Source organism: Pararhizobium sp., from assembly GCF_035497515.1.
Lineage (GTDB): Bacteria > Pseudomonadota > Alphaproteobacteria > Rhizobiales > Rhizobiaceae > Pararhizobium.
This window is the reverse complement of the sequence record NZ_DATJDJ010000103.1, coordinates 24,636-37,527: the sequence shown is the minus strand read 5'-3', so window position 1 is coordinate 37,527 and position 12,892 is coordinate 24,636. Positions and strand designations below refer to the sequence as shown.

12 protein-coding genes are annotated in these 12,892 nt (G+C 62.3%); 2 read left to right on the top strand and 10 right to left on the bottom strand.

Annotation, left to right across the window (positions count from 1 at the left end; all coding sequences use genetic code 11):
- Positions 1-21: 21 nt before the first annotated feature.
- Positions 22-1,260, bottom strand: coding sequence for an extracellular solute-binding protein (locus tag VL202_RS10425; RefSeq protein ID WP_325464041.1), 1,239 nt, complete (start codon positions 1,258-1,260; stop codon positions 22-24).
- A gap of 232 nt (positions 1,261-1,492) precedes the next feature.
- Here VL202_RS10425 and VL202_RS10420 point away from each other — a divergent pair, with 232 nt between their 5' ends.
- Positions 1,493-2,716 carry an ROK family transcriptional regulator gene (locus VL202_RS10420; protein WP_325464040.1) on the top strand — a complete coding sequence of 408 codons (1,224 nt, stop codon included), beginning with the start codon at positions 1,493-1,495 and terminating at the stop codon, positions 2,714-2,716.
- Positions 2,717-2,829: 113 nt separating this feature from the next.
- On the opposite strand, the gene VL202_RS10415 is transcribed toward VL202_RS10420, so the two are convergent.
- The 7 genes from VL202_RS10415 to VL202_RS10385 form a co-directional block, all read right to left on the bottom strand.
- Entirely contained in the window at positions 2,830-3,534 is a 705-nt protein-coding gene (locus tag VL202_RS10415) for a class II aldolase/adducin family protein (protein ID WP_325464039.1), read from the bottom strand.
- Positions 3,531-5,015 (bottom strand): FGGY-family carbohydrate kinase, encoded by a 1,485-nt coding sequence (locus tag VL202_RS10410; RefSeq protein WP_325464038.1) that lies wholly within the window; start codon positions 5,013-5,015, stop codon positions 3,531-3,533. The genes VL202_RS10415 and VL202_RS10410 overlap by 4 nt, the downstream gene beginning before the upstream one ends.
- 64 nt (positions 5,016-5,079) lie before the next feature.
- A complete protein-coding gene (locus VL202_RS10405) occupies positions 5,080-5,928 on the bottom strand; it encodes a sugar phosphate isomerase/epimerase family protein (RefSeq protein WP_325464037.1) in 849 nt (282 codons plus the stop codon).
- A gap of 4 nt (positions 5,929-5,932) precedes the next feature.
- Positions 5,933-6,928, bottom strand: a complete 996-nt coding sequence (locus tag VL202_RS10400; RefSeq protein WP_325464036.1) for an ABC transporter permease — start codon at positions 6,926-6,928, stop codon at positions 5,933-5,935.
- A complete protein-coding gene (locus VL202_RS10395; protein ID WP_325464035.1) occupies positions 6,925-7,926 on the bottom strand; it encodes an ABC transporter permease in 1,002 nt (333 codons plus the stop codon). The genes VL202_RS10400 and VL202_RS10395 overlap by 4 nt, the downstream gene beginning before the upstream one ends.
- Entirely contained in the window at positions 7,919-9,433 is a 1,515-nt protein-coding gene (locus VL202_RS10390) for a sugar ABC transporter ATP-binding protein (RefSeq protein ID WP_325464034.1), read from the bottom strand. The genes VL202_RS10395 and VL202_RS10390 overlap by 8 nt, the downstream gene beginning before the upstream one ends.
- 97 nt (positions 9,434-9,530) lie before the next feature.
- A complete protein-coding gene (locus tag VL202_RS10385) occupies positions 9,531-10,508 on the bottom strand; it encodes an autoinducer 2 ABC transporter substrate-binding protein (protein WP_325464033.1) in 978 nt (325 codons plus the stop codon).
- A gap of 247 nt (positions 10,509-10,755) precedes the next feature.
- Between VL202_RS10385 and VL202_RS10380 the strand changes: the two genes are divergently transcribed.
- On the top strand, positions 10,756-11,817 hold the full coding sequence (locus VL202_RS10380; protein ID WP_325464032.1) for a LacI family DNA-binding transcriptional regulator: 1,062 nt from the start codon (positions 10,756-10,758) through the stop codon (positions 11,815-11,817).
- On the opposite strand, the gene VL202_RS10375 is transcribed toward VL202_RS10380, so the two are convergent.
- Both VL202_RS10375 and VL202_RS10370 read right to left on the bottom strand, forming a co-directional pair.
- Positions 11,814-11,963, bottom strand: coding sequence for a hypothetical protein (locus tag VL202_RS10375; RefSeq protein WP_325464031.1), 150 nt, complete (start codon positions 11,961-11,963; stop codon positions 11,814-11,816). The genes VL202_RS10380 and VL202_RS10375 overlap by 4 nt on opposite strands.
- A 28-nt stretch (positions 11,964-11,991) precedes the next feature.
- The gene (locus VL202_RS10370; RefSeq protein WP_325464030.1) at positions 11,992-12,855 is read right to left on the bottom strand and encodes a MurR/RpiR family transcriptional regulator; all 864 of its coding nucleotides are present in this window, start codon (positions 12,853-12,855) and stop codon (positions 11,992-11,994) included.
- Between the last annotated feature and the right edge of the window lie 37 nt (positions 12,856-12,892).

Sequence of the window (12,892 nt, the reverse complement as noted above, 5' to 3'; positions counted from 1 at the left end):
TGAATGCGAGACCTTGAGACCTTAGAGACCGCTGTTCTCGGCGGCGGTCTTCAGCGCATCCTCCGGAGATGCCTGGCCGAGCAGCGATTCCTGGATGGCCTGCTGCAGGGCGACGGAAAGCTCCTGGTATTTCGGCGTCGTCGGGCGCGGATACATGGCGGCGAGCGCCAGCTTGGCAGCTCCGATCAGCTCTTCCTGATCCTTGGTAACGGCCGGATCCTCATAGGACGAGGCCCAGATCGGCAGGCTCAGCTTGGCATACTGGTTCTGCACCGCCTGCGAGGTCATGAAGGTGATGTAGTTCCACGCTTCGTCCGGATGCGTGCTGGTGGCAGTGATGCCGAGGCCCATCGACCCGTTGACGGCCGAAACCTCGCTCTTGCCGGAAACGCCCGGGGCCGGCACGACGCCGACCTTGCCAGCAACCTTGCTGTCCTTGCCGGCATTGGCCAGATTGTACATGTAGGTCCAGTTCAGCGCAAAAGCCGCCTCGCCGTTTTCGAAGACCTTGCGGACGTCTTCCTCGAGAAACTCCTTGGAATTCGGGTTCGAGATGCCCGACGTGTAGCTGGAAACCATGTAGTTCAGCGCATCGAGACCGCCGCCGGTCTGGAAGTCCGGCTTACCGTCCTTCAGGAAATCACCGCCGAAGGCACTGACCAGTGTCGTGTAATCGCAGATCGCGGCTTCGGCCTGCGACCAGCTCCAGGCGATCGGGGTTGCGAGCAGGCCCTTGTCCTTGATGATCTTTGCCTGCTCGGCAAGCTCGTCCCAGGTCTTCGGCGGCGTCTTGATGCCGGCCTTTTCGAGGATTTCCTTGTTGTAGAACAGGTATTTCGTATCGAGAATCCATGGCATGCCATAGGAGGCGCCATCATACTGGACCGTCGTCCAGGCGCCGGGCAATACGCCCTTCTTCATGTCTTCGGTGATGCGCGGGGTGACATCGACCAGAACCTTGTTGCTGGCATATTCGGCCGGCCAGATCACGTCGAACAGCACGACGTCATAACCGCCGCCGGAGCCCTGCGCCAACACCGTCTTGTCGTGCAGGCCTTCATAGGGCACGAACTCGACATTGACCTTGATGTCCGGATTGGCCTTGGTGAAGGCATCCGTCATGGCGCGCACATCGGCCTCGCTATAGGCGGCCTGCGCCATGAACAGGGCGTTGAGCGTCGTTTCCGCATAGGCATTGGTGGCGAAAAATGCGCCGATCAGGGTGGCGCCGAGGAGCGCATTGCGCTTGGATTTCAACATGTCTTCCCTCCAGTGATTGACAACAATCGTTTCGTTGGGCGCGGTCGCCCACGCCTTTCCGATCTCCGCGTTTCTGCGGCGTTCGGCATGCCTTGTCGGAGTGTCGCACGGCGGTTAGGAGTGCTCCGGTCGCCGTTTCGTTCCCTTGGAGCTCTTTCGGCTCCTTATTAAGTCAATTGCTTTGACTTATTTCTTGTTCAATATTCTAATAGTGTCAAGAGGAATTTGCGGGATGAACGAGATGCGGCCGATCAGGGCCAAGAGCGGCACCAACCAGGAAGGCACGAGCGCCCATAACCGTCGCGTCATGATCGACGCGCTGCGGCTGAACGGCCGGCTGTCACGCGCCGATCTCGCCCGGGCGACGCGACTGACCAAGCAGACGGTCTCGAACATCATCGAGGATCTGGAACTTGACGGGCTGGTCGTTTCGCTGACGGCCGTGCGCAACGGTCGAGGCCAGCCGTCCACGCCCTACCGGCTGGTGCCGGACGGCGCCTTTGCCATCGGGCTGCAGATCGACCGGCATGTCACCCGCGCCATCGCCGTCGATCTCGTCGGCACGGTTCTGGTGCGCGCCCAGGCAAACCTGCCGCCGGGCGGGCCGGCCAATGGCGCCAAGGTGATTCTCGATCTTATCGAACATGTGCGGACGGAACTCGCTGGCATCGCTGATCAGGCCGAGAAGCGGCTGGTCGGCCTCGGCGTCGCCATGCCCGGACCATTCGGGCTTGCGACCGACAATGACGACCAGTGGATGATGGCCGCCTGGCAGAATTTCCCGCTGCTGGAAACGCTCGCCGCCGGCACCGGGCTTGAAGTCGCCCTGCAGAACGATGCCGCCGCCTGCGCCACTGCCGAGCGCATGGTCGGAGCGGCGCATGGCGTCGATCACGCTGTCTGCCTCTATGTTGGATACGGGATCGGCGCGGGCCTTATCCTCAATGGCGAACTCTATGCCGGCGGCAACGGTAATGCCGGCGAAATCGGCATGGCGCTGCTGCCGCCGACGGCCCGTCGGCCGGAGCAGACATCGCTCGAACACAGCGCTTCGCTGGCCTCGCTCTACCAGCATCTCGGCGCCGATCCGGCAAACCCCGGTCTCCACGATCGGCTGAACATGCTGGTAGACAAGAACGATCCGTCGGTCATGAGCTGGATCGAGACGGCGGCGGAGGAACTGCGCTGGGGGGTGCAACTGATTGAAACGATCTTTGATCCTCAGACCGTCATCCTCTGTTCAGGCGCCCCCGAAAAGCTGACCCGAAAGCTCTTCGATGCCATCCATCCGCTTTTGCCCTCCAATGCAAACCGGCCCGGCCGAACCATTCCGCGCCTGCAACTCGGCATCACCGATCCCTGGTCGGTGGCGCTTGGAGCAGCGGCCGAGCCGATCAGCCGCGCCTTCGATCCGCGCTTTTCCGCGATCCTGAAGACCCGCGCCAACGCGCTTTGACAAAAGGGTGGCAAGCACCGGGCCGTCGAACGCACGCCGCAACGGCCGCCACGCCGTTGAACGATCGTTCTTTACCGCAGCCCGAAAGCGGCTTGTTCACGCTTTCGGCAATCTCAGGATTGCGCCTTTCGCGGCCGCGCCACATCGTTGATCCCCTCGGCATCCGGCGCATGACCATAGCTCATCTTGCGCATCTGCTCGATCACCCGCGCCATCTCGTCGTCGGGCAGCACCGGCGGTTCGCCGAGCGTCAGGGCCTGCACATACATGCGCGACAGGGTCTCGATCTCGATCGCCAGCCACAAAGCCGATTCCAGCGTCTTTCCGAGTGATATCTGGCCGTGCTGGCCGAGCAGGCAGGCCAGCCGATCCTTCAGCGCGGTGAGCGCATGGTCCGACAAAGCCTGCGTGCCGAAGGTCGCATATTCGGCGCAGCGGATCGTCGTGCCGCCGGCAATGCCGGTCATGTAGTGGAAGCTCGGAATGGTCTTGTGATGGCAGGCAAGCGTCGTCGCGTAGACCGAATGGCAATGCAGCACCACGTCGATATCCGTACGGTTCTTCAGGATATCGCGATGGAACCGCCATTCGGAGGAAGGCCTGCGGCCGACATAGGTGCCGTTAAAATCCATTTCGACCAGATCGTCCGGCGTCATCGTGTCATAGGGCAAGGACGATGGCGTGATCAGGAAACCGCTGTCGGTGCGTACGGACAGGTTTCCGGCCGTGCCCTGATTGATGCCGCTTGAATTCATCCTTCGGCAGATATCGACCATTTCGCGCCGAAGCGCCAAGATGTCGGTGGGGGTGTCGTTCATGAGATGGACCTTTCGTGTCGTGATGAAAACAGAGGTTGTGATTGCCGCGCCAGCCCCTGCCAGCGGTGGAGATAGGCGGCCAGTTCGGCGGGCGGATGATCAAAGGCCGGCGGCTTTTGCAGGGCGATCGCAGCCCGGCTAAGCCTTGTGCCGTGATGGGCCAGAAGCGCCGTGCCCGAAGCGACGCCATAGGTGTCGAGATTGGCGACGGTGTCGCCGCGCGGTCGCAGGGCCGAGACGAGAGACGCATAGAGCGGATCCCGCAGGAAACTGCCGTCGAGAATGACCCGGCCGCTGCTGTCGAGCGCATCGAGGCATTCGACCGTCAGCAGCGCGGTATAGAGCACCGCCATGGCCTTGCGTTCGGCGGCATCCTTTGGCGCAGGACCCGCGAATTGCCCCTTGCCGGCGCTCCCCGGAAACAGGCCATCGTCGCCACCGAAGGATGGCAGCACCATGGTGCCCTCAGCGATCATCCGGCTGACGATCGTCGGATCGGCGTTGAGATAGCCGTCATCCCTGCCGACGATATGGGTGAATTCCCGCCCGCCCATTGTGAGGACGCCGCCGACCGGACGTCCCTCGACATCGCTGTTGCAGGTCATGCCGCGATGCTCATCGAGATGCCCGAGCGGCGTTCTGCCGCTGAGCGCAACGATCCAGGTGCCGGTGGAAACGACGGTCGCCTCGTCGAAGCCGGCAGCCTGGTAGCGATAGAAATTGGCGCTGCTGTCGTGGATGCCGGCGAGAACCGTCATGCCTTTGGGCAAACCATAGCGCTCGACAAGCGCGGATCGAACGGTGCCGAGCACCTGCCAAGCCTTGGCGAAGGGCGGCAACAGATGCGCCCAGCCCTGCGTGGCGACGATCGGCGACCAGCGGCCTTCCGCGACGTTCCAGAGATGCGACTGGGCACCGAGCACCGTCGCCTCGGAGACCGCGACGCCGGACAGACGCCAGGCCCAGTATTGCGGCACGCCGAGAAACCACCGCGCCCGTGCGAACGCTTCCGGGGCAGCCTGCTGCATCCAGAACATCTGGCGCGCCTGATGCGTGGCTGCGTGCATCATGGCGCTGCCACGATCGAAAAAGGAACCTGATAGCGGCGTGTAGCGATCGCGGATGTCGTCGGGCAAGTGCTGCTCGTAATCAATCATCGGCAAGGCGGTGCCGTCACCATCGTCCGGATCGGCCCCGACGAGAACGCCACCGGAACCGTGGCCCGACGAAATGAAGGTTTCCAGCGGATGACGCTTCGCCAGACCGGCGAGACTGTCGAACACCCAGTCGCTCAAGGTCTTCAGGTCATGATGTTTCCATGGACCTGTCGCCAGCGCCGGGTTCGGAATCGAAAGGGTTTCCGCAATCGCGCCGGATGCCGTGACAGCATTGAGCTTCACATTCGTCTTGCCGACATCGAGAACGGCGACAGTCGCCGACTGCGCAGTTCCCATCCGGTCGAAGATACGCCTTTCCGCCATTTCAATGCCCTGAACTTGCCTGCGATATGGCTGTCCCCGCCGGAGCGGAAACAGCCCTGCCGTCTCAGATCAGGCCGTATTGCCGCGCCTTGTTGCGCAGGAACGGCAGTCCGTTGCCCATCACCTCGGCCTCGTCCTTGGCGACCGGCCGCCAGACCGCGAGCCCGTAGGCCACCTGCGGCGGCATGTTGATGAAGCTTTCCATCGCCAGACCGCCCTTGAAGCCGATCGCCGCGAGCGCCGCGTAGATCGCATCCCAGGGAACGTTGCCATAACCCGGCGTGCCCCGGTCGCTTTCGGACAGGTGAATGTACTTGATATGGTCGCGGGCGATCAGGATGCCGTTTGCCGCGCCCTTCTCCTCGATATTCATGTGGTAGGTATCGAGATGCACGAAGACATTGTCGGCGCCGACACGTTCGACCATGTCGACGGCCTGCTGGGCGGAATTGATCAGGTGGTTCTCATAGCGGTTGACCGCCTCGACGCCGAGTTGGATACCGCGCGTCCTGGCGTGCTTGGCGGCGGCCTGCAGGGCCGTGGCGATATTGTCGTATTCCTTCTGCGTCGGCGGTACGCCGGTGCGCTCGCCGATACCGCCGAAGATGACGCCCGACAGCGCCTCGGCCCCCATGTCCGCCGTCTTGTCGATGGCAACCTTCAGGTGTTCGACGGCCTTTTCCGGATGGATCGAAGCCCATGCGTGTTCCGGCAAGCCAAGCGAGCAGACCGAGCGCAGCTTGTGCTTTTCCAGAAGCTTGCGGCTATGTTCCGCATCGACGGCCGGTGCGTTGAGAAGCGCGATCTCGATGAAATCCATCTCGTATCTGACGGCGGCGGCAATCGCCTTTTCCGCGCCGGCGCGGTCCCAGTTCATGGTCCACATGCTGGTGTGAACGCCAAAACCTTCCATGGCTCTATCCTTTTTTTCGCTTGAGAAATCTGACATGTCCGGCGGCGTAGCGCAGGATCATCACGGCAATGAGCAGGATACCCCAGACGGCGGTTGCCAGGTGCTGGTTGGCGCCCATGATGTTAAGGCCCGACGAAAGCAATTGCAGCACGACGAGGGCAACGAAGACGGGGATGACGCGGCCGAATCCGCCGAACGGATTGACGCCGCCGAGGAAGCAGGCAAGCACGGTGATCAGCAGGTAGGATTCACCATGGCCGACGCGCACCGAGTTGAACCGCGCCAGCATGATGATGCCGGCCACCGCGCACATGGCGCCCGACAGCGCGTACACGAGCACGATGACCTTGCGGGTGTTGACCCCAGAATAGCGAACCGCCTCGATATTGGAGCCGATCATGTAGATGTTGAAGCCGGGCTTCATCCGCGTCAGCAAAACGTGCCAGATCAGCACGCAGCCGATGAACGCCATCAACGGCACCGGAAAACCCAGAATGCTGCCATGGCCGAGCGGCTGCAGGAAGGCAGGAAAGCCGGAAATATCGCCGCCGCGCGTGAGGAATTCGCCGAGCCCTCGCAAAAAGATCATCATCGACAGCGAGACGAGGATCGGGTGGGCGCGGGTATAGGCGATGACGAGCCCCATCACCACGCCGCTGAGCGCACCGACACCGACGGCCAGGATGCTGCCGAGCAAGAACGCGAACGGCCCGGCATCGGCGCCGCCGTTCTGCTGCAGCACCCAGGCCGTGGTCAGGCCGGCGAAATTTGCGGTGAACGTGATGGCGAGATTGAGCCCGCCGGTCAGCACCGGCAGAAGCATGGCAAGCGTCAGCAGGCCAAGTTCAGGCAGTTGGAAGGCGACGGCGCCGAACGTCGCCGAACTCAGGAACTGCGGCGACGCCAGGCTGAAGAAGACGAGGACGGCCAGCAAAGCGAAACCGGGCCCAGCCATGTCCGGCCCGAGCAGCGCCTTGAGACGATTGAAGATCACGGTCATTTGCAGCCGTCCCCCTGACGCATGAACGGCAAAAGCTTTTCGATGCTGGTGTTCGACAGGGTGATGGCGACGAGGATGATGGCGCCGACGATCATCTTGAAGGCGTAGGGCGAGACGCCGGCGAGGTTCAGCCCGTTCTGCGTGATCGAGATCAGGAGTACCCCCAGCACGCAGCCGAGCACCGATCCCTTGCCGCCGCCGAGCCGCGCGCCTCCCAGCACTACCGCGGCCAGTACGTCGAGTTCACGGCCATAAAGCGCATTCGGCACGACCTCCTGCGCATAATGCGCCTGGACGAGACCGGCGATGCCGGCCATCAGCCCCAGCCAGCCGAAGGCGATGAACTGCATGGCGCCGATATTGATGCCGAACCGGCGCGCACCCTCCGGATTGTCGCCGAAGGCATAGAGCTGGCGGCCGGTAGTGGTGCGGGTGATGAACCCCCAGGTGGCGGTCACGCAAATCAACATCACCAGAACCGGCAGGGTGATCTCGATCCAGCTGCCATCCGTCATCTCGTGTTCGAACAGGATGACCCGCGTGGTCAGCCAGTCCGGCAGGGTGTAGATCGACACGCCGCGGGTGAAGAACATCAGGAGGCCGAAATAGATGTTGAAGGTGGCGATGGTCGCGACGATCGAGATGATCTTGAATTTGTGGATCAGGAAGGCATTGATGGCGCCGAGCGATATGCCGAGCGCGCCGGCGATCAGAAGCCCGCTGATCCAGCCGCCGCCACCCATCCAGCCGAGTATCAGCGCCGCGACATACTGGACGACGGAAGCCGCGACCGCGAAGGAGATATCGATACCGCCGGCGATCAGCACGACGAGCAGGCCGACCGCGAAGATGATGTTGACGGAGCTGGTATTGAGCAGATCGAACGCATTGCCGAGCGAGAAGAAGCGGTCGGTGACGAAAGACAGAAAGAGGCTGATAATGGCGATGACCGCCAGAAGCGCGAATTCCGTCGCGTGGGATTGAACGATCTTACGCATAGACGGCTGCCTCGATATCCGCGAGCGAGCATTCCGCCGGCATAAATTGATTGACGACGCGTCCCTGCGCCATGTGCAACACGCGGTCGGCATTGAAATAGACTTCCGGCACCTCGTCGGAGATCAGGATGATGGCAAGCCCGCTATCGGCGAGCTTGGCGACGATATCGAAAATTCCGGCGCGCGCGCCGACATCGACGCCGACCGTCGGCGCATCGAGGATCAGCAGTTTCGGATCGGTCGCCAGCCATTTGGCGATCGCCACGCGCTGCTGGTTGCCGCCCGACAGAGTGGAAATCGCATCGTCCTGCCCGCCGATCTTGACACCGAGATCGGCGATCCAGCGGGCGACGAGGTCGCGCTTGCGCCGATCCGACAGCAGCCCGCCGGACATGACCCGGTCGAGCGAGGCGATCACCAGATTGTCGGCGATCGATTGCGGCTGGATCAGGCCGAGCGACAGGCGATCTTCGGAGAGATAGGCAATGCCGGCCTTGATGGCGTCGCGGTTGGTGGAAAAGCGAACGGGTTTGCCTTCCAGCCTGATCGTGCCGGCCCTCGGCCTCAGCATTCCGAACAGCGACAAGGCCAGTTCGGTGCGCCCTGCCCCCAGCAATCCGGTGATCCCCAGCGTCTCGCCGCGCCGCACGGTAAACGAGATATCCTCGAACTGGCCGGGACGGCTCAGGCCTTCGACCTCGAGCACGACCGGATGGTCGCCAATATCGCGGGCGCGGACCGTCTGGTCGAAGGTCTTGCCGGTCATCAGTTCGGTTATGTGGGATTGCGTCATGCCCTTCGTGGGATAGACGCCGACCAGCGCGCCGTCCCGTAGCACCGTCAGCCGGCTGGATATGTCGAGCACCTCCGCCAGGCGGTGGCTGACGAAGACGACGGCAACGCCGGAGGCGGAGAGATTGCGGACGATGCCGAGCAGGTAATCCGTCTCCGACTGCGTGAGCGAGGCGGTCGGTTCGTCCATGAAGACGAGCTTCGCGTCACCGACCAGCGCGCGGGCGATCGCCACGATCTGCCGCTGGGCGATCGGATAATCCTTGAGCGGCCGGTCGACATCGAGCGTGACGCCGAGGCGGGCCAGAGCCTCAACCGCCGTTTCGCGCATGCTCCTGTAGTTGACGAAACGCGGCCAGCGGCCGAGCAGTGTCTGGAAGGCAATGTTTTCGGCCACCGTCATTTCCGGAAACAGGGCCAGATCCTGCCAGATCACCTGGATGCCGGAATTTTGCGCCGTCACCGGCGACATGTGGGAATAGGTCTGTCCGTCATATTCGATGACGGCGCCGTCTGCGGGGCGATAGACGCCGGTGATGATCTTGATCAGCGTGCTCTTGCCGGAGCCATTTTCGCCAGCGAGGCAGTGGACTTCGCCCGGCAGCACGTCGAAGCTGACATTCTTCAGCGCCTTGACGCCGCCGAAGGTCATATTGATGTTGCGCAGGGACAGGAGCGGCGTTTGACCGCCCTCCACGTTCGCACGTATCGTCATCGTATCAACCTGTGAGAATGCAACCGGAGAACGTTCCAGGGCACCGCCGAGCCGGCCGAAACCAGCCCAGCAGCCCGGGAGAAAACGTTCGCGGACGTTACAGGCCCATGCCCGCGAGTTCGTCCACGGTGTCCTTGTTGATCGGCAGCAACTGGTCGACGATGATGTCGTTGCCCACCGGCTTGATCACGCCGAGACCCGGAATGTCGTCGCCTTCCTTGACGCTCTCGCCCTTGATCAGGCGATCCGCCATGGTGACGAAGACTTCGCCGGCCTGTTTCGGATTCCACATGAAGCCGCCGGAAATCGCATCCGACTTGATCAGCTTCTGGCCCTGGCCGGGCGAGAAGGGACCGAACACGAAGATTTCGCCGGTCTTGCGGCGCTCCTCGACCGCGCGGCCGGCGCCGATCGGGCCCTGACTGCCGAAAGCGAGGAAGCCCTTGAGATCGGGATGGGCGGAGATCAGGTCGAGCGCGGTGGAGCGGCTCTTGTCGACATCCTCGGCCACGCCGTAGCGTTCACCGACCAGCGTCATGTCGGGATGGTTGGCCTTGAGATAGGCGACCGCCGCATCGGCCCAGGCATTGTGGAGCGGAACGGTGAGCGAGCCGACGAACACGGCATATTCGCCCTTGCCACCCGTCCTTTCGGCCAGAAGCTTGGCATGCGCTTCGCCGAAACCGGTCGATGAGGCCAATTCGAAATTCCAGTCGGCGCCCTTCTGGCCGGGCGATTCATGGGTGATGACAATGATCCCGGCTTCCTTGGCCTTGGCGAGGACGGGCTCCAGCACCTTGGCGTCGTTCGGAACGACGCCGATGACCTTGACGCCCTGGGCGATCAGGTCCTCGATGGCGCGTACCTGCAGCGCCGGGTCAGCGCTGGTCGGGCCGACCATGAAGGCATCGACGCCGAGCTTGGCGCCCTGCTCCTTGATTCCGGCCTCCATGGCGTTGAACCACGGAATGCCGCCGATCTTGACGACGACGCCAACCTTGTCGGCGGCCATCGCCGCAAACGAAACGCCGAACGACAACGATGCGGCAAGTGCCGCGATCATGAACTTCTTCATCGTAAATCCTCCTCCAAACGTTTCCGCGCAGGAAACACGGCAAGCCGTCCGAATGACGGATTGCAAGACCTCAGATCAGAGTTGACGCGGAATTCGCATCCTCCCACTCCCCACCTCCTCAAGCGGGACCATCCTCATCGGCACAATCGATATTTCTTATTTGCACAATCGATGGTGCAATTAATATCTTTTAGAATTAAACTTTCGTCAAGTGGGGATTGCCAATAAGCAGGCAGAAGGAGGCAGCGTGAAAAACCAGGTCAAGAAAAAAGCGACGATCTATGATCTCTCGATCCTGTCAGGCTGTTCCGCCTCAACCGTCAGCGCCGTCCTGAATGGCACCTGGCGCAAGCGGCGCATCAAGGAAAGCACCGCCGAACTCATCCAAAACCTTGCCGAACAACATCAATACACCGCCAATCTGCAGGCACGAGGCCTGCGCAGTTCGCGCTCCGGCCTGGTCGGGTTGCTGCTGCCGGTACACGACAATCGCTATTTTTCGTCAATGGCGCAGACCTTCGAGGCGGAAGTGCGCCGCCACGGCAAATGCCCGATCGTCGTCAGCGCCTGCCGCGATCCGCAGGAAGAACTGGCGACGGTCGAAACCCTGATTTCCTATTCGATCGACGAACTGTTCATCGCCGGCGCCACCGACCCCGACAGCGTGCATACGCTATGCGAGGCAGCCGGCATCAAGCATATCAATATCGACCTGCCCGGCACCAAGGCACCGTCCGTCATCAGCGACAACTACGAGGGCGCGCGCATGCTGACGGAGGCGATCATCCGCAGCTTCGGCGCCGACAATCCTTTACGTCCGGAGGAGCTCTACCTGTTCGGCGGCCGCAACGACCATGCCAGCCGCGAGCGTATCAAGGGCTTTCGTGATACCAAGACGGCGATGCTCGGCTCCGATCCGGAAGAATGCATCCAGCCGACCGGTTACTCGCCGAATATGACGCAGACCGCCTTCGAACGGTTTTACGAGCGCGAGGGAAAACTGCCGCGCGGCCTGTTCATCAACTCGTCGATCAATTTCGAAGGCCTGCTGCGCTTCATGGCGCAGCATCCGCACGAAACCTTCGCCGATATCGTCGTCGGCTGCTACGACTACGACCCGTTCGGTTCCTTCCTGCCCTTCCCGGTCATCATGATCCGCCAGGACATCGAAAGCATGCTGGCCAAGGCCTTCTCGATCATGGAAGAACACCGCCCGGCCATCAGCGTTCACCTGATCCAGCCGGACCTCGTCCATCCGCGCACCGCGCTCAAGGGGCCGCTGGATGCGATCAAGGATATCGACACCTAGGCCGCAAAGACGCGTGCGCTGGCGGGATCGAAGCCGAGCGAGATCCCATCTCCCCGGCTGATGCGCGACGCTGCCCCATGGCCGAAGGGCAGACGCACGGCCGATTTCGCCGGCGGCCCCGTGACGATGGCGACGGGTGATGTCATGCCGGTGTCTGTCTGGACATGCTGTGCATCAATCCCCGAGAAGCTGGCGATCGTCGCCGTCACGATGGGCGACAAGCTGCTGCTTGATGCGCCGCAGCGTCACCGTCGCCTGCGGCTGGATGTGATAGGCGACGAGACTGGCGAGGATATCGACCAGCGCGAGATAGGCGATACGGGTCGAAGTCGGACGATAGATGTTGGTGCCCTCGGGCAGATCGACCGGCACGGTGATATCGGCGGCCCGGGCGACGGGGCTGCCGCTCTGCGTCAGCGCAATCGTCGTCACCTTCTGCTCGCGCGCCAGCGTGAAGGAGCGCACCAACTCGGCATTGCGACCGGAAAACGAAGATCCGATCACCACATCGCCCGGTCGCACGGCTGCGGCCAGCATCAGTTGCATGCTGTGATCGGAACTGGCGGTGACGCGCAGGCCGAGACGAAACAGGCGGTTCTGCAGCTCGCTGGCGATCATCGAGGAATTGCCGCCGGAGCCGAAGGCATAGATCATCTCAGCGCCGGCCAGTCGTTCCGTCGCCTGCTCGATCGCCGCGAGATCGAGGCTGCGATGCAGCATGAACAGCGCGTTCTGTGCCTTGGAGACGATGTCCTGGCCAACGTCCGCCGGCTCCCGGCTTTTTGGCTCCGGCTTCAGGTAGCGCATACCGACATAGGCCGTGCGCGCCAGTTGCACCTTGAAATCGGAAAAACTGTCGCAGCCAAGCCGCCGGCAGAAGCGCGTCACGGTCGGCGGCGAGACGTCGGCCTTGCCGGCCAATTCGATGATTGACGCGTTCACCGCGAATTCGAAATCGGTCAGGAGAATATCGGCGATCCGGCTTTCGGCTTGGGAAAGCTTGTCCTTCTCCTCCAGGAGCGTAGAGAAAATATCCATTAGAAAACACCTTCGATGACATCGCGCGGCGGTCTTT